We start from the raw sequence: 20,698 nt of genomic DNA on the forward strand, positions 1-20,698 counted from the left end.
TACAATCTTTAAGTAGAAATAGATAAAGGAACTAAAATGGATAAACGTATTTTCGTTGAGAAAAAAGCTGATTTTCGTGTCAAATCTGACTCTTTAGTAAAAGAATTGCAGCATAATCTTCAGTTGAAAACCTTGAATGATCTTCGTATTGTTCAGGTTTATGATGTTTTTGGTTTGGCAGAGGATTTGTTTGCGCGTGCGGAAAAACATATTTTTTCTGAGCAAGTGACAGATACTGTTTTGGATGAAGCTGAGGTTAAGGCTGATCTTGAGAAGGTTGCTTTCTTTGCCATTGAAAGCTTGCCTGGTCAATTTGACCAACGTGCGGCCTCTTCACAGGAAGCTTTGCTTTTGCTTGGTAGCTCAAGTGATGTAACGGTGAATACAGCACAACTCTACTTGGTCAATAAGGATATTGATGCGAATGAATTGGAAGCTGTCAAAAACTACCTTTTGAACCCAGTGGATTCTCGTTTCAAAGATATCACTCTTGACATTGCGAAACAGGATTTCTCTGAGTCCGACAAAACGATTCCAAACTTGGATTTCTTTGAAACTTATACAGCAGAAGATTTTGCACAGTATAAGGCCGAGCAAGGATTGGCAATGGAAGTGGATGACCTTCTCTTCATTCAAGACTATTTCAAGTCAATTGGACGTGTGCCAACTGAGACGGAGCTTAAGGTTTTGGATACTTATTGGTCTGACCACTGCCGTCACACAACTTTTGAGACGGAGTTGAAGAATATCGACTTCTCAGCTTCTAAATTCCAAAAACAATTGCAAGCGACTTATGACAAGTATATTGCCATGCGTGATGAGTTGGGGCGTTCTGAAAAACCTCAAACCTTGATGGATATGGCGACTATTTTTGGTCGTTATGAGCGTGCCAATGGTCGTTTGGACGACATGGAAGTGTCTGATGAAATCAATGCCTGCTCTGTTGAAATTGAAGTGGATGTCAATGGTGTGAAAGAGCCATGGCTTCTCATGTTTAAAAACGAAACTCACAACCACCCAACGGAAATCGAACCATTTGGTGGAGCGGCTACTTGTATCGGTGGGGCCATTCGTGACCCATTGTCAGGGCGTTCCTACGTTTACCAAGCCATGCGTATTTCAGGTGCTGGTGATATCACGGCTCCAATTTCAGCGACTCGTGCTGGTAAATTGCCACAACAAGTGATTTCTAAAACAGCGGCTCACGGTTATTCTTCATATGGTAACCAAATTGGTCTTGCAACAACCTATGTTCGTGAATACTTCCACCCAGGTTTCGTTGCTAAACGTATGGAGCTAGGTGCCGTTGTCGGTGCGGCTCCTAAGGAAAATGTTGTCCGTGAAAAACCTGAAGCAGGTGATGTGATTATCTTGCTCGGTGGTAAGACTGGACGTGATGGTGTCGGTGGTGCGACAGGTTCTTCTAAAGTTCAAACGGTTGAATCTGTTGAAACGGCTGGTGCTGAGGTCCAAAAAGGGAATGCCATCGAAGAACGGAAGATTCAACGTCTTTTCCGTAATGGGGAAGTGACACGTCTGATCAAGAAATCAAATGACTTTGGTGCTGGCGGTGTCTGTGTAGCTATCGGTGAATTGGCAGATGGTCTTGAAATTGATCTAGACAAAGTGCCATTGAAATACCAAGGTTTGAACGGTACAGAAATTGCCATTTCTGAATCTCAGGAACGTATGGCTGTAGTGGTTCGTCCAGATGATGTAGATGCCTTCGTTGCAGCATGTAACAAAGAAAATATTGATGCAGTTGTCGTTGCGACAGTGACCGAAAAACCAAATCTTGTCATGCACTGGAATGGTGAAACCATCGTTGATTTGGAACGTCGTTTCCTTGATACAAACGGTGTACGTGTAGTTGTGGATGCTAAGGTGGTTGACAAGGATGTCAAGCTTCCAGAAGAACGCCAAACATCTGCCGAAACCCTTGAAGCTGATACTCTTGAAGTCTTGGCTGACCTCAACCATGCTAGTCAAAAAGGCTTGCAAACTATCTTTGATAGCTCAGTTGGTCGTTCAACAGTCAATCACCCACTTGGTGGTCGCTACCAAATTACACCAACTGAAGCTTCTGTACAGAAATTGCCAGTCCAACATGGTGTGACAACAACTGCTTCTGTTATGGCGCAAGGGTTCAACCCTTATGTAGCAGAATGGTCTCCATATCATGGTGCGGCTTATGCGGTCATCGAAGCAACCGCTCGTTTGGTTGCTACCGGTGCAAACTGGTCTAAGGCTCGTTTCTCTTATCAAGAATACTTCGAGCGTATGGATAAACAAGCAGAGCGTTTTGGCCAACCCGTAGCTGCTCTTCTTGGATCCATTGAAGCTCAGATTCAACTTGGTTTGCCATCTATCGGTGGTAAAGACTCTATGTCTGGTACCTTTGAAGAATTGACAGTACCACCAACCTTGGTTGCTTTTGGGGTCACAACTGCAGATAGCCGTAAGGTCCTTTCTCCAGAATTTAAGGCTGCTGGTGAAAATATTTACTACATCCCAGGTCAAGCTTTGGCCCAAGAAATTGACTTCGATCTGATCAAGTCTAACTTTGCTAAGTTTGAAGCCATCCAAGCTGATCACAAAGTGACAGCTGCATCAGCGGTCAAATATGGTGGTATCCTTGAAGCTCTTGCACTTGCAACGTTTGGGAACCATATCGGTGCCACTGTAAGCCTTGAAAATCTTGAGACTGCCTTGACAGCTCAATTGGGTGGATTCGTCTTCACATCTCCGGAAGATATTTCAGGTGTTGCCAAGATTGGACAAACAGCAGCTGACTTTACACTTACTGTCAACGATGTAACGCTTGATGGACACAAACTTGACAGTGCCTTCCAAGGTAAATTGGAAGAAGTTTACCCAACGGAATTTGCACAGGCAACTGAGTTGGAAGAAGTACCTGCGGTGGCATCAGATGCTGTTATCAAAGCCAAAGAAACAGTTGAGACACCAGTGGTTTACATCCCAGTATTCCCAGGTACTAACTCTGAGTACGATTCAGCTAAGGCCTTTGAAAAAGAAGGCGCAAAAGTTAACTTGGTACCATTTGTAACACTTAATGAAGAAGCTATTGTCAAGTCTGTTGACACCATGGTTGACAATATCGAAAAAGCTAACATTATCTTCTTTGCAGGTGGCTTCTCAGCCGCCGACGAACCAGATGGATCAGCTAAATTCATCGTTAATATCTTGCTTAACGAAAAAGTGCGTGCAGCCATTGATAGCTTCATCGAAGGTGGTGGTTTGATTATCGGTATCTGTAATGGATTCCAAGCTCTTGTCAAATCAGGTCTCCTTCCATATGGTAACTTTGAAGATGCAAACAGTACTAGTCCAACCCTCTTCTACAATGATGCCAACCAACACGTGGCTAAGATGGTTGAAACACGTATTGCTAACACGAACTCACCATGGCTTGCTGGCGTGAAAGTTGGTGACATCCATGCCATCCCAGTATCACACGGTGAAGGTAAGTTTGTCGTAACAGCTGAAGAATTTGCAGAGCTTCGTGATAATGGTCAAATCTTTACTCAATATGTTGACTTCGAAGGTAAACCAAGCATGGATTCTAAATACAATCCTAACGGATCTGTCAATGCGATTGAAGGTATCACAAGCAAGAACGGTCAAATTATTGGTAAGATGGGGCACTCAGAACGTTTCGAAGACGGTCTCTTCCAAAATATTCCAGGAAATAAAGATCAACACATCTTTGCATCAGCGGTTAAATACTTTACTGGAAAATAAGCTTTGCAGATTTATAACCATCAGTAAATGTAAAATCAAGTAGATCTAACTTGCGACAATTGCAAATGATTTATTTTGCGAGTGAAACGAACTTCTGCCGTATCATTCCGCTCTGGTATCGTTAAGGAATGATACACAAATAAAAATTAGGTATATAAAATGACATACGAAGTAAAATCTCTTAATGAAGAATGTGGTGTTTTTGGTATCTGGGGTCACCCAGACGCTGCCAAATTGACCTATTTTGGACTCCATAGTCTTCAGCACCGTGGTCAGGAGGGTGCAGGAATCCTCTCCAATGATCATGGACAATTGAAGCGTCATCGTGATATGGGGCTTTTATCAGAAGTCTTCAAAAATCCTGCTAATTTAGATAAATTGACAGGAACTGGAGCGATTGGGCATGTGCGTTATGCGACTGCGGGAGAAGCTTCTGTAGACAATATCCAACCTTTCCTCTTCCGTTTTCACGATATGCAGTTTGGTTTGGCTCACAATGGGAATTTGACCAATGCAGAATCTCTCAAGCAAGAATTGGAACAAAGAGGGGCAATCTTTAGCTCGACTTCTGATTCAGAAATCTTGGCTCACTTGATTCGCCGAAGTCACAATCCTAGCCTGCTGGGGAGAGTCAAAGAAGCGCTCAGTCTTGTCAAAGGTGGTTTTGCTTATCTCTTGATGTTTGAAGATAAGTTAATTGCAGCGCTTGATCCAAATGGCTTCCGACCTCTGTCAATCGGGAAAATGGCTAATGGAGCTGTAGTGGTTTCATCTGAAACCTGTGCCTTTGAAGTCATCGGTGCTGAGTGGATTCGCGACGTAAAACCAGGCGAGATTGTCATTGTTGATGACAATGGCATCCAGTATGATAGCTATACAAACGATACTCAGTTGGCTATCTGTTCCATGGAGTATATCTACTTCGCACGTCCTGACTCCAATATCCACGGAGTCAATGTCCATACGGCTCGTAAGAGAATGGGAGCTCAACTGGCACGTGAGTTCAAGTATGAAGCTGATATCGTAGTCGGGGTGCCAAACTCCTCACTAAGCGCAGCGATGGGCTTTGCCGAAGAATCAGGTCTACCAAATGAAATGGGGCTCATCAAGAACCAATATACGCAACGGACCTTTATCCAGCCGACTCAAGAATTACGTGAGCAAGGGGTTCGGATGAAGTTATCTGCTGTTTCTGGTGTTGTTAAAGGCAAACGCGTTGTCATGATTGATGATTCGATTGTACGAGGCACGACATCTCGTCGTATTGTCCAACTCTTGAAAGAAGCGGGGGCATCAGAAGTACACGTTGCCATCGGGAGTCCTGCTCTTGCCTATCCATGTTTTTACGGGATTGATATCCAGACACGTCAGGAGCTGATTGCGGCCAATCATACTGTTGAGGAAACTTGCCAAATCATTGGTGCGGATAGTCTGACTTATCTTTCTATTGATGGCTTGATTGATTCTATCGGCATTGAAACAGATGCGCCAAATGGCGGTCTCTGTGTGGCTTACTTTGATGGGAAATATCCAACTCCTCTCTATGACTATGAAGAAGAATATCGTAGAAGTTTAGAAGAAAAAACGAGTTTTTACAAGTAAAATTCCCCATTGAAGGAAAGGAAAAGGAAAAAACAAATGACGAATAAAAATGCATACGCGCAGTCTGGTGTAGATGTTGAAGCGGGTTATGAAGTTGTTGAACGAATTAAAAAACACGTTGCTCATACGGAACGTGCGGGTGTTATGGGAGCTCTTGGTGGTTTCGGTGGTATGTTTGACCTTTCAAAAATAGGTGTCAAAGAACCTGTTTTGATTTCAGGTACAGATGGTGTCGGTACTAAACTCATGCTTGCTATCAAGTACGACAAACACGATACCATCGGTCAAGACTGTGTGGCTATGTGTGTCAACGATATCATCGCTGCAGGAGCGGAGCCCCTCTACTTCCTAGACTATGTGGCGACTGGGAAAAATGAACCAGCTAAATTGGAACAAGTCGTTGCTGGTGTAGCCGAAGGGTGTGTACAAGCCGGTGCAGCCCTTATCGGTGGAGAAACGGCTGAAATGCCCGGTATGTATGGCGAAGACGACTATGACTTGGCTGGTTTCGCAGTCGGTGTTGCAGAAAAATCTCAAATCATCGATGGTTCAAAAGTAGCTGCAGGCGATGTGATCCTTGGGCTTGCTTCAAGCGGTATCCACTCAAATGGTTACTCACTTGTGCGTCGTGTCTTTGCTGATTACACAGGGGAAGAAGTTCTCCCAGAATTGGAAGGCAAGAAACTCAAGGAGGTTCTTCTTGAGCCAACTCGCATCTATGTCAAGGCTGTCTTGCCACTCATCAAAGAAGAATTGGTTAACGGAATTGCCCACATCACAGGTGGTGGTTTCATCGAAAATGTGCCACGTATGTTCTCAGATGATTTGGCTGCAGAGATTGAGGAAAGCAAAGTTCCAGTTCTTCCAATTTTCAAAGCCCTTGAAAAATATGGTGAAATCAAGCATGAAGAAATGTTTGAAATCTTCAATATGGGTGTGGGACTTATGCTGGCAGTTAGCCCTGAAAATGTAGGTCGCGTCAAGGAATTGTTGGATGAACCAGTTTATGAAATTGGTCGCATCGTTAAGAAAGAAAACGAAAGTGTCATCATCAAATGAAAAAAATAGCGGTTTTTGCCTCTGGTAATGGCTCGAATTTTCAGGTGATTGCCGAAGAATTTCCGGTAGAGTTTGTCTTTTCAGACCATCGTGACGCCTATGTGCTCGAGCGTGCAGAAAAGCTCGGCGTCCTGTCCTATGCTTTTGAACTCAAGGAGTTTGAGAACAAGGCGGACTACGAAGCTGCTCTTGTCGAACTCTTGGAAGAACACCAGATTGACTTGGTTTGCCTCGCTGGCTACATGAAAATCGTTGGGTCAACCTTATTGGCAGCTTATGAGGGTCGAATTATCAACATTCATCCGGCCTACCTGCCAGAATTTCCAGGAGCTCATGGGATTGAGGACGCTTGGAATGCTGGGGTTGCTGAGAGCGGCGTCACCATTCACTGGGTGGACTCTGGTGTGGATACAGGCAAGGTCATCAAACAAGTCCGTGTGCCACGTCTATCTGCTGATACCATCGAAAGCTTTGAAGCTCGCATTCATGAGGCAGAGTATAAGTTGTATCCAGAGGTTATTAGAGAATTGTTGTATAAGTAAATGAAAGGAAAAAACATGACTAAACGCGCCTTAATCAGCGTCTCAGACAAAGCGGGCATTGTTGAATTTGCCCAAGAACTAAAAAAACTTGGTTGGGACATTATCTCAACAGGTGGGACAAAGGTTGTCCTTGACAATTCTGGGGTGGAGACCATTGCGATTGATGATGTGACGGGTTTCCCAGAAATGATGGACGGTCGTGTCAAGACCCTTCACCCAAATATCCACGGTGGTCTTCTCGCTCGTCGTGACTTGGATAGCCACCTTCAAGCGGCCAAGGACAATAATATCGAATTGATTGACCTTGTGGTGGTAAACCTTTACCCTTTCAAGGAAACGATTCTCAAACCAGATGTGACCTACGCTGACGCAGTTGAAAACATCGATATTGGTGGGCCATCTATGCTTCGTTCAGCGGCTAAAAACCACGCTAGTGTGACAGTTGTAGTAGACCCTGCTGATTATGCTGTGGTTTTGGACGAATTGTCAGCAAACGGTGAAACAAGTTATGAAACTCGCCAACGTTTAGCAGCAAAAGTATTCCGTCACACTGCTGCTTACGATGCTTTGATTGCAGAATATTTCACAGCTCAAGTGGGTGAAGAAAAACCTGAAAAACTCACTTTGACCTATGACCTCAAGCAACCAATGCGTTACGGTGAAAATCCTCAGCAGGATGCGGACTTCTACCAAAAAGCCTTGCCGACAGATTACTCCATTGCTTCGGCTAAACAGCTCAACGGTAAGGAATTGTCCTTTAACAATATTCGCGATGCAGACGCTGCTATTCGTATTATTCGCGATTTCAAAGAACGTCCAACTGTTGTAGCTCTCAAACACATGAACCCGTGCGGTATCGGTCAAGCTGATGACATCGAAACAGCTTGGGATTACGCTTATGAGTCTGACCCAGTATCGATTTTCGGTGGGATCGTTGTTCTCAACCGTGAAGTAGATGCTGCGACAGCTGAGAAGATGCATGGTGTTTTCCTTGAAATCATCATCGCGCCAAGCTATACGGATGAAGCGCTAGCCATTTTGACCAATAAAAAGAAAAACTTGCGAATCCTTGCCTTGCCATTTGATGCCCAAGACGCTAGCGAGGTGGAAGCAGAATACACAGGTGTTGTTGGAGGCCTCCTCGTTCAAAACCAAGACGTGGTCAAAGAAAGTCCCGCTGACTGGCAAGTGGTTACTAAACGCCAACCAACAGAGACAGAAGCGACTGCTCTAGAGTTTGCTTGGAAAGCCATCAAGTATGTCAAATCAAACGGAATCATCGTAACTAATGACCACATGACACTTGGCGTTGGCCCTGGTCAAACCAATCGTGTGGCTTCCGTCCGTATTGCTATTGACCAAGCTAAAGATCGCCTCGACGGTGCTGTCCTTGCTTCGGATGCCTTCTTCCCATTTGCGGATAACGTGGAAGAAATCGCCAAAGCAGGGATCAAGGCCATCATCCAGCCAGGGGGGTCAGTCCGTGACCAAGAGTCTATCGAAGCTGCTGATAAATACGGCTTGACCATGGTCTTCACAGGCGTGAGACATTTTAGACATTAAAAAAACAAAAGGGAAGAAAACAGTTTCTTTCTTTTTTTGCTTTAAAAGCGAAACGAAACAAGATTAAAACGAACGTTTATGGTATAATATTAGTAAATAATTCGCAAAAGAGGTTGAAAGATGAAGCTGTTAGTTGTCGGCTCGGGTGGTCGTGAACATGCCATTGCTAAGAAGTTGCTTGAGTCAAAAGACGTTGAAAAAGTCTTTGTAGCTCCTGGGAATGACGGGATGACTCTGGATGGTCTGGAATTGGTGAACATCTCTATTTCCGAACATTCTAAATTGATTGAGTTTGCAAAAGCCAACGATATTGCTTGGTCCTTTATCGGGCCAGATGATGCCCTTGCGTCTGGTATCGTGGATGATTTTAATAAAGATGGTCTCAAAGCCTTTGGTCCGACTAAAGATGCGGCTGAGCTGGAGTGGTCTAAGGATTTCGCTAAGGAAATCATGGTCAAATACGACGTTCCGACAGCAGCCTATGGGACCTTCTCAGATTTCGAGGAAGCCAAGGTCTATATCGAAGAAAAAGGCGCTCCAATCGTAGTCAAGGCTGATGGTTTGGCCCTTGGGAAAGGTGTTGTTGTTGCGGAGACAGTCGAGCAAGCAGTCGAAGCTGCTCACGAGATGCTTTTGGACAATAAATTCGGTGACTCAGGTGCGCGTGTGGTTATCGAGGAGTTTCTTGCAGGAGAGGAATTTTCACTTTTTGCCTTTGTAAATGGTGACAAGTTCTACATCATGCCAACAGCTCAGGATCACAAACGTGCCTATGATGGGGACAAGGGGCCCAACACTGGTGGGATGGGTGCCTATGCGCCAGTTCCTCACTTGTCACAGAGCGTGGTTGACACAGCGGTTGACACCATTGTCAAGCCAGTCATCGAAGGCATGATTAAAGAAGGTCGTCCTTATCTTGGTGTACTTTATGCCGGTCTTATCTTGACAGCTGATGGGCCCAAAGTCATCGAGTTCAACGCTCGTTTTGGAGATCCTGAAACTCAAATCATCTTGCCTCGTTTGACATCTGACTTTGCGCAAAATATCACTGACATTTTGGATGGCCAAGAGCCAACAATCACCTGGACAGACAAGGGTGTGACTCTGGGTGTGGTTGTCGCATCAAACGGTTATCCACTCGCTTATGAGAAAGGTGTCAAGCTTCCTACCAAGACAGAAGGCGACATCATCACTTACTATGCCGGAGCTAAATTTGCTGAAAATGGACAAGACCTTCTTTCAAACGGAGGCCGTGTTTACATGCTGGTTACCACAGCTGATACCGTCAAAGACGGGCAAAACACCATCTATAGCCAACTCGACAAACAAAACACAGAAGGCCTTTTCTATCGTACGGATATCGGAAGCAAGGCAATAAGATAAAGATATAAGAAAAGGCGACGCAGTCGCCAAACACGACAATGGTCGCCGTGGTGAAAAGACCAGAACAGATACTGTTCTGGTCTAGGGAAAATTTGAGACCTTAGGCTCAAATTTTAGGAATGAAACCGAAGGTTTGCTTCCGTTCCCACCACCTAAGACCATTATCAAAAAAGAAGAAAAAGGAAAAATTATGACTAAACCAATTATTTCCATCATCATGGGTTCAAAATCCGACTGGGCAACCATGCAAAAAACAGCAGAAGTCCTAGACCGCTTCGGTGTAGTCTACGAAAAGAAAGTTGTTTCCGCTCACCGTACACCAGACCTCATGTTTAGACATGCGGAGGGAGCCCGTAGCCGTGGCATCAAGGTTATCATCGCAGGTGCGGGTGGCGCAGCCCATTTGCCAGGTATGGTAGCTGCCAAAACAACCCTCCCTGTCATCGGTGTACCAGTCAAATCACGTGCGCTTAGTGGCGTGGATTCTCTTTATTCTATCGTTCAGATGCCAGGTGGTGTGCCAGTCGCAACCATGGCTATCGGTGAAGCAGGTGCGACTAACGCTGCCCTCTTTGCCCTCCGTCTCTTGTCAGTAGAGGATCAGGCTATCGCGACAGCTTTAGCAGATTTTGCAGAAGAACAAGGAAAAATTGCAGAGGAGTCTACAAATGAGCTCATCTAAAACAATCGGAATTATCGGTGGCGGTCAGCTGGGTCAGATGATGGCCATTTCTGCTATTTACATGGGTCACAAGGTCATTGCACTTGATCCTGCGGCGGATTGCCCGGCATCTCGTGTAGCGGAAATCATCGTGGCGCCTTATAACGATGTGAACGCCCTACGTCAGCTGGCTGAGCGATGCGATGTCCTTACCTATGAGTTTGAAAATGTCGATGCTGACGGTTTGGATGCTGTCATCAAGGAGGGACAACTCCCACAAGGGACCGACCTACTTCGTATCTCCCAAAACCGGATCTTTGAGAAGGACTTTCTTTCTAACAAGGCCAAAGTCACTGTGGCACCCTACAAGGTTGTGACTTCTAGTCAAGACTTGGCAGATATGGATCTGTCGAAAAACTATGTCCTCAAGACGGCGACTGGTGGCTACGATGGGCATGGACAAAAGGTCATTCGTTCAGCAGAAGATTTGGCAGAAGCCTATGCGCTAGCTGACTCAGCAGACTGTGTTTTGGAAGAATTTGTCAACTTTGACCTTGAAATTTCTGTCATCGTGTCTGGAAATGGCAAGGATGTGACTTTTTTCCCAGTTCAGGAAAATATCCATCGCAACAATATCCTGTCTAAGACCATTGTGCCAGCTCGCATTTCAGAAAGTTTAGCTGAAAAAGCCAAAGCCATGGCAGTGCGAATTGCAGAACAGCTTAACCTCTCTGGAACTCTTTGCGTGGAAATGTTTGCGACAGCTGATGACATCATTGTCAATGAGATTGCTCCACGCCCACATAACTCAGGCCACTACTCGATTGAAGCTTGTGACTTTTCACAATTTGACACACATATCTTGGGCGTTTTCGGAGCACCATTGCCAGCGATCAAACTACATGCGCCTGCCGTTATGCTCAATGTCCTCGGCCAACACGTCGAGGCTGCTGAAACATATGTGACAGAAAATCCAAGCGCCCACCTCCACATGTATGGTAAAATAGAAGCGAAGCACAACCGCAAAATGGGACATGTGACTTTGTTTAGTGATGTGCCGGATAAGGTTGAGGAGTTTGGGGAAGGGATGGATTTTTAGAGGAGAGGTATGTCATTAAAGTATTTTGAGATCAAAAAATTATTAAGAAGCCAGATAGGTTTAGTTGACTCCCTTACGGGAAAAGTTATGAAGTATGTATTATTGTATGGGATTTTATATGCGCTTTTTCTAATTGGTAGAGTTCAAGATCCAGATTCCTCAGGGGGACTTGTTGCTTTATTATTAATTATGGGAGTGCTTTATAGATTTAATTTTCTTTTTGAGAAAATTAATATTAAAAATTTAACGATAGCTTTTAGAAAAGGATATTTTTTAAATGAAGAACATACGGAAATGTTAATTTCTGATATAGAATTATCGTTGAAAAAAATAAATAGTTTTGCAAATTGGAGTTGTGGTATTTTAGCAACTATTTCAATATTTGTGACTACAACCTATCTTAATTTTTTTAAAGATTCTATTCCTAAAGAAGAACTTTCAAAACTGTTAATTGATGAAAATGCTGGTTTGCAAAATGATTTGGTTGTTTTTTTAGCATTGTTGATGTTTCTGATAATTTTAGGATTACTAGGTTATTATCTTGCTGTTCAAGCCTTTACTTACGATATGCGATTTGTAAATACTATTTTAAAAAGCAGCCTTTACATTGATGAAGATGACATAATCATAGGTGGATTTTGGAAGAAGCTTGCGTACAGTTTAGATCATTTTATTTCGGGATTTTGATAAGTAGACGATATGAAAGGTGATCAATTGCTTCCTCCTCCCCAATCCCTCCCCGTCAGAATCAGACCGCTGAAACTTCCCGACTATGTGTTTCTGTTTGCGGGAAACCTTTGGGATTTTCTCCCATATCATTTATGAAAATAATATTTTTAAAAAAAGGAGACGATAGATGAATTTGAAAACTTATGGGATTGAGTCTCTGTCGACAGAGAAGTTGAAAACCGCTGAGTTTTCGCAGTTGACAGCTGACACGGTTTCAGCTTTGATAACTTTTGCCAAGGAGCACAAGCAGGAGCACTTGCTCACGACTCACGCTAGCCGTCTGGAAACGGCTTAGGCTAATTATCAGAGCGCGCCAAAGGGCAAAGCAGCATCGGCTGTGGTCAAGGACTTGGACGAGGTCGACCAAAAGCGTGACAATGCCTACCAAACGCTGGTCAATTTTGTAAAAGCCTACGCTCATGTTGACGGACAGGCGGTGGAGGCAGCCTACACCAAGCTGCGCAAAGCAAATTCGTTGCGGTTTATAAAGCCCGCCTCAGCGAGCAAGCCAATACAAGATTGGCCAAAGCAAGCAACAAAAACAAACCCTGCAAGCCGCTTACGACTACATCATTGACCTAGTCGCCGTCCTATCCCACGGCCAACCCGAACACTAAGACTACCAAAATCTCAAAGCCCAACTCAACACCATCAGGAAGAGATATAGGGCTAGTGGGAAGAAGAAAGTTACAAAACCAGAGGGTAAGAGTTGAGGAGGAAGTTTGAAAAAAGTAATTTACTTAATTACAGCCGTAATTACACTTTTATTAATAATATTGAGCTGTTCTTATTGGAATAGCATTGTTAATAACTTTGAAACTAAACTAGGTGATTACCTTATCCAATTACTGTGTATGTTGATTCCTGTATTAATATCATTATTTCTTTTTCATGTCGAGAGTTTGGAAAGGAAAGACGATCTGATTTTACAAGAGCAACGTTTAGATAAACAAGAAGAAAATCAGAAACAAATGCAAGAAACTTTTGTAGAAATTACAAACATTTTAGATGCACAGAATACAAAACAAGAAAAGATGGGGGAATCTCTAGAAAAAACAGCGCTTGAGTTAAGACGAATAAGATTACCGAAGGGATTAGAATTTTTATATGAAAATATTGATCGTATTGAGGAATATATTCAGAGTGACTCAAGGGTTCAAAACACAATGAATGTCGTTGCTAGACATTATGCTATGGGAGAATTGCTAGAAAAGTGGAGGGAAATAGAGCTTGAGGAAGTTCCGCTAAAAATTAGAAGAGAGTTTGGAAACACAAGATACTTTTTTGAAGATTATTCAAAATTACTATTTATTTCATATAATTTTTTGGTATCTCAAGAGAAAGATTTAGAAAAGAAAAATATTTTTGCTATTGGTTTTAATGCTTCAATTAGAATTGTAGACATGATTGCGATGGCATCAGAAAAATTAAATAGTCTACCTGATGAGAATCGGAAAGATATCAGTAAGGAAGATAGTCAATTACTATCTATTTATTATAACGATAGTAAAGAAAAAACTGTTGAAGCACTTGAAAAAAGAATTGAAAATTTTCATTCTAACCTGTTCAAGATGAAAGAAATGCTTTAAAGGAGGAAACAACATGATCAACCGTTACTCTCGCCCTGAGATGGCGAATATTTGGAGTGAAGAAAATAAATACCGTGCTTGGCTTGAGGTGGAAATCTTGGCTGACGAGGCCTGGGCTGAGTTGGGAGAAATCCCTAAGGAAGATGTGGCTTTGATTCGCGAAAAAGCGGACTTTGATATCGACCGTATTTTGGAGATTGAGCAGGAGACTCGCCATGACGTAGTGGCTTTTACGCGTGCGGTTTCTGAGACGCTTGGTGAAGAGCGTAAGTGGGTCCACTATGGTTTGACTTCTACCGACGTGGTGGACACTGCCTATGGTTACCTCTACAAGCAGGCCAACGACATCATCCGTCGTGACCTTGAAAACTTCACCAACATCATCGCTGACAAAGCGAAAGAACACAAGTTCACTATCATGATGGGACGTACCCACGGTGTGCACGCTGAGCCTACAACTTTTGGTCTTAAATTGGCTACTTGGTACAGCGAAATGAAACGGAACATCGAGCGTTTCGAGCATGCGGCTGCTGGTGTGGAAGCTGGTAAGATTTCTGGTGCGGTTGGTAACTTTGCCAACATCCCACCATTCGTTGAAAAATACGTCTGCGATAAGCTGGGTATCCGTGCTCAAGAAATCTCTACACAGGTCCTTCCTCGTGACCTTCACGCTGAGTACTTTGCAGTTCTTGCCAGCATCGCAACATCTATCGAGCGTATGGCTACTGAAATCCGTGGTCTGCAAAAATCTGAACAACGTGAAGTGGAAGAGTTCTTTGCTAAAGGTCAAAAAGGGTCTTCAGCAATGCCTCACAAACGCAACCCTATCGGTTCTGAAAACATGACAGGTCTTGCACGTGTCATCCGTGGTCACATGGTAACAGCTTATGAAAACGTAGCCCTCTGGCACGAACGTGATATCTCTCACTCATCAGCTGAGCGCATCATCACACCAGATACGACTATCTTGATTGACTACATGCTCAACCGTTTTGGAAATATCGTTAAGAACTTGACCGTCTTCCCAGAAAATATGACCCGCAACATGAACTCTACCTTCGGTCTTATCTTCAGTCAACGTGCTATGCTTACCTTGATTGAAAAAGGCATGACCCGTGAGCAAGCTTACGACCTTGTTCAACCAAAAACAGCCTACTCTTGGGACAACCAAGTAGACTTTAAACCACTTTTGGAAGCCGATCCAGAAGTGACTTCACGCCTCACTCAAGAAGAAATCGATGAAATCTTCAACCCTGCATACTACACCAAACGAGTGGATGAAATTTTCGAACGTATTGGTTTGGGTGACTAATCATAAAATAAAAAAAGCGAGATTGAATCTCGCTTTTTATTTGTGCTTATACTCAATGAAAATCAAAGAGCAAACTAGGAAGCTAGCCGCAGGCTGTACTTGAGTACAGCAAGGTGAAGCTGACGTGGTTTGAATTCGATTTTCGAAGAGTATTAATCTTTTTTCTTGCTAAGTCCATATGCTGTGAGTGCAGCCATCAAACCTGTAGCAATCAACCATTCTGAACCTTGGCTTCCTGTCTCAGGAAGTTTATTTTCTTTTGCCACAGGAGCTGGGGCTTGAGGAAGAGCTTTGTTTTCCTCGGCAGGAACAGTTGCTGGAGCTGGTTTACTTGGGATCTCTAATTTTGGTTTTTCTTCTGCAATAGGAGCCGGTATATTTGGAATCTCTAGTGCTGGTTTTTCTTCCGCAACAGGAGCTAGACCTTTTTCATCTCCCACATGTGTTACAGGAGTACCAATTTCGATGATTTGAGTAACTGGTTCTTGAGCGACAACACTAGTAACCAATGTTTTCACTTCGCTTCCGTCAGCAGCAGTAGACACAGAATAGAAATGACTACGACGTCCCTTAACACCTTCAGTTACGACACGAGTTTCTCCCTTAGGTAAGGCATCAGTTTCACGAGTGATAGTTGTAAACGGAATTTCTTCGTCCTCGATGACAACACGTGGTTTTTCTTCCGCAACAGGAGCTAGACCTTTTTCATCTCCCACATGTGTTACAGGAGTTCCAACTTCGATGATTTGAGTAACTGGTTCTTGAGCGACAACACTAGTAACCAATGTTTTCACTTCGCTTCCGTCAGCAGCAGTAGACACAGAATAGAAATGACTACGACGTCCCTTAACACCTTCAGTTACGACACGAGTTTCTCCCTTAGGTAAGGCATCAGTTTCACGAGTGATAGTTGTAAACGGAATTTCTTCGTTCTCTATCACAACACGTGGTTTGGCATCTGCAACAGGAGCAACTCCTTCTTCGTCGCCGACATGAGTGACAGGAGTTCCAACTTCAACCACTTGGTTGACAGCTTCTTTTGTGACTTTTTCTTCAAGAACTGTTTCGGTTTCCTTACCATTTTCAGTAGTAACTGAGATATAGATTGTACGTTCACCTTTGGCACCTTCAGTGACAACTTTTTCTTGTCCTGCTGGAAGGTTAGGATTTTCCTTCTTGACAGTCTCAAATGGGATTTCTTCCGTTCTTGTGATAAGCTCTGGTCGGTTTTCAACGTTGGCAGCAACTTCATTTTCATCAAGGCTTCCTGAGTGAGTTGCAGCTGGTTTGAGACCAAGTCTTGCTGCTTTAAGGTTAGCTACAAGTGTATCCAACTCAGCTTGTTTATTACGGTTGAGATTGTAGTTTAGTGCTTCTTTAGCAGCCTTGAGAGCGTCGAGACTTTCTGTGCTATATCCTTCTAAGTTTTCAGGGATTTGAGCAAGTTCATCGCGTAGAGCCTTATAATCGGCACGGAAGTATTCTTTGTTGTGGTCTGCAAATGCAGTCATGAGCTCAAAGATTTCTTCTTCTTTGTACTCAGCGCTTGGTCTATCTGCCCAGATAGCTACCATACTACCAACAGTAGGTAGATCAACCTCAGGATATTTAGTTGAAGCTAGCTGGTTGAATGGAGTTTTTTCAGTGTTTTCGATAGCTTTCTTGAGGAAACCACCACCATCTTCAGGTTTTTGACCGAGGATATAGTACCAGTCTCCGTTAGTGTTAAGGAACTTATACCCCTTGCTTGCTAGATATTGAGGAGATGCAAGGTTATAACCCCACCAACCTTTAGACCAGTAAGAGATGATAACATCTTTATCAAACTCAACATCGTCCTTATCTTCATAGTAGAAACCATCGTTAAAGGCCATTGGTTGAAGACCTTTTTCTTTAGCCATGGCAGCTAGACCATTAGCATAATCTGCAAACTTACCATAGAGTCCATACCACTTGAGGTAGTACCAACCTTGAGCGTTAGTAGCGTCGTTGGCATACTCGTCTGTACCATAGTTAAAGATCTTAGTCTTGCCTGCAAAGAAGTCCATGTATTTGCCGATAAGGGCTTTTGTAAAGTTCATTGCTTCTTCGTTTTCAAGGTCCATTGTTGTTTTTGAAACCTTGTCAAAGTTAGCTTGAGGGTTTGCAATGCCCAATTTTTCCATAGCGACAAGCATAGCATCCATGTGGCCAGGACTGTTGATAGCAGGGATAATTCCAATGCCTCTATCCTTAGCGTATTGGATAAGCTCAGTGATTTCAGTCTGGTTCAAGGTTGTTCCGTTTGGATCATCGTAGTAAGATTTTGTTCCTTCAATGATGGCATTTTTAACATCGTCACTTGCATAGGTCTTACCGTTTGCAGTGATTGTCATGTCATCTAAGAGGAAGCGAAGTCCGTCATTTCCAAGGAGGAGATGAAGGTCAGAGTAACCAAGTTCGCTGGCTTTATCTACGATACGTTTGAGTTGGTCTAGAGTGAAGTATTTACGTCCAGCATCGATTGAGATAACTTTATTTTTCTCAAGTTTTTCAACTTCACGTTTAGCGTCTTCCTCTTTTTGTGCTTCTGGCGTGAAGGTTAAGTTGCTAACGGCTTCTTGGAGTTTTGCGATGGCTTGGTCAATGCTATCTTGTTCAGCGCGGCTAAGGTTGCTATCAAGAGAGCGAATGGCTTTTTCAGCTTCTTTAACGGTAGCAACACTTTCTGCTGTATAGCGACTAAGGTCGGTTGGCACCTCTTTAAGAGCTTGTTCAGCAGACTCGTAGTCAGCAGCGAAGTATTCAGCATTTGAATTTGCGAATTGACGCATGAGCTTAAAGAGACGAGATGGAGAGTAGCGAGCAGATGGAGTATCAGCCCAAGCAGCTACCATGCCACCGATGATAGGGATATCGGCACCTTCAGTTTTTGGAACTGAAGTAATCGGTGTACTCTTAATACCATTCAAACCTTGGTCCAAGTTGTACCAACCTTGTCCATCAGCATTACGGCCGAGAACGTAGTACCATGCATCGTTAGTGTTAAGGATTTCATGCCCTTTTTCAACTAGTAATTTAGAAGAAGCAACATCGTAACCGCCCCAGCCACCAGTCCACATGGACACGATGATGTCTTTATCAAAGGTACCAAAAGTAGTGTCACTATTATAGTAGATACCGTCGTTGAAGGCCATTGGTTTAAGACCGTGAGATTTGACGATACGAGCTAGGTCATTAGCATAGGCGATGAATTTATCATAACCCTTGTCTGGGAAACCATCTTCTGGATACCATTTATAGGCTTGAAGTACACTCCATCCCTTGGCATTAGTAGCATCATTAGCATACTCATCCAAACCGATGTTAAAGATTTCAGACTTGCCAGCAAAGTAAGCAGCATATTTATCAATCAAAGCTTTTGTGAAGGCAACAGCCTTTTCGTTGTCAAGGTCTACTGTACGTTCTGATTCTTTACCAAAGTAGTTGAAGTTAGGCTTTTCAATACCAAGTTCTTTCATGGCATTGAGGATAGCATCCATATGACCTGGGCTATTGACTGTTGGGATAAGTCCAATACCTTTATTCTTAGCATAACCAATCAAGTCGGTCATTTGGCTTTCAGTTAGGTGATTACCATTTGGATCGTTGTAGTAGGCATTCGTTCCGTTTTCAACAGCACGTTTGACATCGTCACTTGCATAAGTCTTGTCACCAACAGTTAGAGACATGTCATCAAGCATAAAGCGCAAGCCATCATTTCCAACCAAAAGGTGAAGGTCAGTATAGCCATAGTGTTTGGCTTTATCGATGATTTCTTTTAGTTGGTCAGGAGAGAAGTATTTGCGTCCAGCATCGATAGAAACAATTTTCTTTTTAGCCAGTTTTTCATTCACTTGAGCTGCTCGTTCTGTAGCGACTGCGGGTGCTTGGACCTTAGCAACTTCTTTGTTTTCTACCTTTTCTGGTTCTGGCTGCTTAGCTTCTTCAGTTACTTCTGGTTTTGTTGGAGCTTCTTCGGTTGCAACAGTTTTTTCTAAGACAGGTGCAGGAGCAACTTCAACTTTTGGAGCTTCAGTAGTTGCTACTGGAGTAGCTGGAGAAGCATTTTCTGTTGTTGGAGCAGTCTCGAGTTTTTCTTCACTAGTTGGTGGAGTGACTTCTCCAGTAGTTTGGACAGCAGGCTGATTTTCTGTTGGAGCAGGTACGACTCCGTCAGCAGCAACGGCTTGAGCATGAAAGGCAAAGCCGATCAATACAGAAGCTGCTCCGATTGCATATTTACGAATAGAGAAGCGCTGTTTATTTTCTGGTTTCATTAAAAAACCTCCCCTTTTATATTTTTGATAGCGTTTTCACATACTAACTCTATTGTATGTTCTAACTAAAATAAAGTCAAGTTTTTGAGGAAATTACTATAAAAAATAGAATAATTTATAAATTAAGATGTATTTTTCTAATTTTGACTATTTTTTAGTAAAAAGGTTACTAATTATAGAATTGCTTGAAATGCTATTTCCAGGGAAGGGAGCTGATGCTATAATGGGTATATAAAAACCCTGAGACAGTTGCCTCAGGATTTTTATAAATTAGTGACCACGGTCACAAGAAATGAATTTAATTTTGTAGAAATCAGAACGTTTATAAGTTTCGATGTATTCCAAAACTTGGCCAGTTGCTTCAAGCTGAGTTGTCTTAGTTTGGAAGACAGTTGGGAATTTAGTGTCGATTCCTAGGATAGAAGCGGCATGTTTTGGAGTCGGAAATACAATTTCGTTAATTTCTTCAAAATGCTCGTCATTCATGTGAATGTGGTAGTCCAATTTGAAACGAGTATAGATAGAACTATAGTATTCAAGATTTGGATAGTTGGCATTGATGTATTGTTCAGGAATGTATGAATTGTGATAGATATAGATAACGCCATTTGTTTCACGAACACGTTCAATCTTATAATAGAATTGATCGCCGCGTAGGCCAAGTTTTTCTAAATATTTAAGATCGTTCCCACGTTCGATAGAAAGAACAGTTACTTTATCATCTTTTGTTTCGAAGATTTCCACATCAGAAAATTCAACGAGTTTATGTTTACGTGCACGAGCCACGAAAGTTCCCTTCCCTTGTTGGCGGACAATATATCCATCTTTGGCAAGGTCGTTCAAGGCACGAACGACTGTGATTGAACTAACATCATACATGGAAATCAATTCTGCTTCAGTGTAGAACTTATCTCCACTAGCAAATTGACCAGAAATGATCTTATTTTTCAATTCATCTTTAATGTATTGATACTTTGGAATTGCCATATTTTCACCTCATTTTTTTTCTTCTCCACTTATCATTTTAACATAAATTCTTAAAAATAGCTGAAAAGCACTTAAAAAAATTAAAATATCGGAATAAGAATTTAGGATAGAT

At 42.8% G+C, this 20,698-nt stretch carries 15 protein-coding genes; 13 read left to right on the forward strand and 2 right to left on the reverse strand.

Annotation, left to right across the window (positions count from 1 at the left end):
- The first annotated feature begins 36 nt into the window (after positions 1 to 36).
- The 13 genes from HMPREF9423_RS09720 to purB all read left to right on the forward strand — a co-directional run bounded on the left by HMPREF9423_RS09720 (position 37) and on the right by purB (position 15,301).
- A complete protein-coding gene (locus HMPREF9423_RS09720) occupies positions 37 to 3,762 on the forward strand; it encodes a phosphoribosylformylglycinamidine synthase (protein ID WP_006149134.1) in 3,726 nt (1,241 codons plus the stop codon).
- A gap of 159 nt (positions 3,763 to 3,921) precedes the next feature.
- The gene (gene purF / locus HMPREF9423_RS09725; protein WP_006149135.1) at positions 3,922 to 5,364 is read left to right on the forward strand and encodes an amidophosphoribosyltransferase; all 1,443 of its coding nucleotides are present in this window, start codon (positions 3,922 to 3,924) and stop codon (positions 5,362 to 5,364) included.
- 36 nt (positions 5,365 to 5,400) lie between these two features.
- The gene (gene purM / locus HMPREF9423_RS09730; RefSeq protein WP_006155543.1) at positions 5,401 to 6,423 is read left to right on the forward strand and encodes a phosphoribosylformylglycinamidine cyclo-ligase; all 1,023 of its coding nucleotides are present in this window, start codon (positions 5,401 to 5,403) and stop codon (positions 6,421 to 6,423) included.
- Entirely contained in the window at positions 6,420 to 6,965 is a 546-nt protein-coding gene (purN, locus tag HMPREF9423_RS09735) for a phosphoribosylglycinamide formyltransferase (RefSeq protein WP_006149137.1), read from the forward strand. Before purM ends, purN begins: the two co-directional genes overlap by 4 nt.
- Positions 6,966 to 6,980: 15 nt before the next feature.
- Complete coding sequence (gene purH / locus HMPREF9423_RS09740) at positions 6,981 to 8,528, forward strand: bifunctional phosphoribosylaminoimidazolecarboxamide formyltransferase/IMP cyclohydrolase (RefSeq protein ID WP_006155548.1); 1,548 nt, start codon at positions 6,981 to 6,983, stop codon at positions 8,526 to 8,528.
- Between the two features lie 120 nt (positions 8,529 to 8,648).
- Complete coding sequence (gene purD / locus HMPREF9423_RS09745) at positions 8,649 to 9,911, forward strand: phosphoribosylamine--glycine ligase (protein ID WP_006149139.1); 1,263 nt, start codon at positions 8,649 to 8,651, stop codon at positions 9,909 to 9,911.
- Between the two features lie 190 nt (positions 9,912 to 10,101).
- Positions 10,102 to 10,593: a 5-(carboxyamino)imidazole ribonucleotide mutase gene (gene purE / locus HMPREF9423_RS09750; protein ID WP_025170212.1), complete on the forward strand. Its 492-nt coding sequence runs from the start codon at positions 10,102 to 10,104 to the stop codon at positions 10,591 to 10,593.
- Positions 10,580 to 11,671, forward strand: coding sequence for a 5-(carboxyamino)imidazole ribonucleotide synthase (gene purK / locus HMPREF9423_RS09755; RefSeq protein ID WP_006149141.1), 1,092 nt, complete (start codon positions 10,580 to 10,582; stop codon positions 11,669 to 11,671). Before purE ends, purK begins: the two co-directional genes overlap by 14 nt.
- 9 nt (positions 11,672 to 11,680) lie before the next feature.
- Complete coding sequence (locus tag HMPREF9423_RS09760; protein WP_006149142.1) at positions 11,681 to 12,358, forward strand: hypothetical protein; 678 nt, start codon at positions 11,681 to 11,683, stop codon at positions 12,356 to 12,358.
- A 169-nt stretch (positions 12,359 to 12,527) separates the two neighbouring features.
- Positions 12,528 to 12,695, forward strand: a complete 168-nt coding sequence (locus HMPREF9423_RS12450) for a hypothetical protein (RefSeq protein WP_006149146.1) — start codon at positions 12,528 to 12,530, stop codon at positions 12,693 to 12,695.
- A 42-nt stretch (positions 12,696 to 12,737) separates the two neighbouring features.
- The gene (locus HMPREF9423_RS12780) at positions 12,738 to 12,977 is read left to right on the forward strand and encodes a DUF6261 family protein (RefSeq protein WP_006149148.1); all 240 of its coding nucleotides are present in this window, start codon (positions 12,738 to 12,740) and stop codon (positions 12,975 to 12,977) included.
- A gap of 145 nt (positions 12,978 to 13,122) precedes the next feature.
- On the forward strand, positions 13,123 to 13,989 hold the full coding sequence (locus HMPREF9423_RS09765; RefSeq protein ID WP_233419435.1) for a hypothetical protein: 867 nt from the start codon (positions 13,123 to 13,125) through the stop codon (positions 13,987 to 13,989).
- A 13-nt stretch (positions 13,990 to 14,002) separates the two neighbouring features.
- On the forward strand, positions 14,003 to 15,301 hold the full coding sequence (gene purB, locus HMPREF9423_RS09770; RefSeq protein ID WP_006149151.1) for an adenylosuccinate lyase: 1,299 nt from the start codon (positions 14,003 to 14,005) through the stop codon (positions 15,299 to 15,301).
- Positions 15,302 to 15,453: 152 nt separating this feature from the next.
- Here purB and HMPREF9423_RS09775 read toward each other — a convergent pair whose 3' ends face one another.
- Positions 15,454 to 19,599: a family 20 glycosylhydrolase gene (locus HMPREF9423_RS09775; protein ID WP_006149152.1), complete on the reverse strand. Its 4,146-nt coding sequence runs from the start codon at positions 19,597 to 19,599 to the stop codon at positions 15,454 to 15,456.
- A gap of 270 nt (positions 19,600 to 19,869) precedes the next feature.
- Positions 19,870 to 20,586: a GntR family transcriptional regulator gene (locus HMPREF9423_RS09780; RefSeq protein ID WP_006149153.1), complete on the reverse strand. Its 717-nt coding sequence runs from the start codon at positions 20,584 to 20,586 to the stop codon at positions 19,870 to 19,872.
- Positions 20,587 to 20,698 lie beyond the last annotated feature (112 nt).

It is taken from the genome of Streptococcus infantis ATCC 700779 (genome assembly GCF_000187465.1).
Classification (GTDB): Bacteria; Bacillota; Bacilli; order Lactobacillales; family Streptococcaceae; genus Streptococcus; species Streptococcus infantis.

Coding starts and splice junctions, on each gene's coding strand:
- purK (WP_006149141.1), top strand. CDS start 10,580: ATGAGCTCATCTAAAACAATCGGAATTATCGGTGGCGGTCAGCTGGGT.
- purM (WP_006155543.1), top strand. CDS start 5,401: ATGACGAATAAAAATGCATACGCGCAGTCTGGTGTAGATGTTGAAGCG.
- purN (WP_006149137.1), top strand. CDS start 6,420: ATGAAAAAAATAGCGGTTTTTGCCTCTGGTAATGGCTCGAATTTTCAG.
- purD (WP_006149139.1), top strand. CDS start 8,649: ATGAAGCTGTTAGTTGTCGGCTCGGGTGGTCGTGAACATGCCATTGCT.
- HMPREF9423_RS09760 (WP_006149142.1), top strand. CDS start 11,681: ATGTCATTAAAGTATTTTGAGATCAAAAAATTATTAAGAAGCCAGATA.
- HMPREF9423_RS09720 (WP_006149134.1), top strand. CDS start 37: ATGGATAAACGTATTTTCGTTGAGAAAAAAGCTGATTTTCGTGTCAAA.
- purE (WP_025170212.1), top strand. CDS start 10,102: ATGACTAAACCAATTATTTCCATCATCATGGGTTCAAAATCCGACTGG.
- purH (WP_006155548.1), top strand. CDS start 6,981: ATGACTAAACGCGCCTTAATCAGCGTCTCAGACAAAGCGGGCATTGTT.
- purF (WP_006149135.1), top strand. CDS start 3,922: ATGACATACGAAGTAAAATCTCTTAATGAAGAATGTGGTGTTTTTGGT.
- HMPREF9423_RS12450 (WP_006149146.1), top strand. CDS start 12,528: ATGAATTTGAAAACTTATGGGATTGAGTCTCTGTCGACAGAGAAGTTG.
- purB (WP_006149151.1), top strand. CDS start 14,003: ATGATCAACCGTTACTCTCGCCCTGAGATGGCGAATATTTGGAGTGAA.
- HMPREF9423_RS09780 (WP_006149153.1), bottom strand. CDS start 20,586: ATGGCAATTCCAAAGTATCAATACATTAAAGATGAATTGAAAAATAAG.
- HMPREF9423_RS09775 (WP_006149152.1), bottom strand. CDS start 19,599: ATGAAACCAGAAAATAAACAGCGCTTCTCTATTCGTAAATATGCAATC.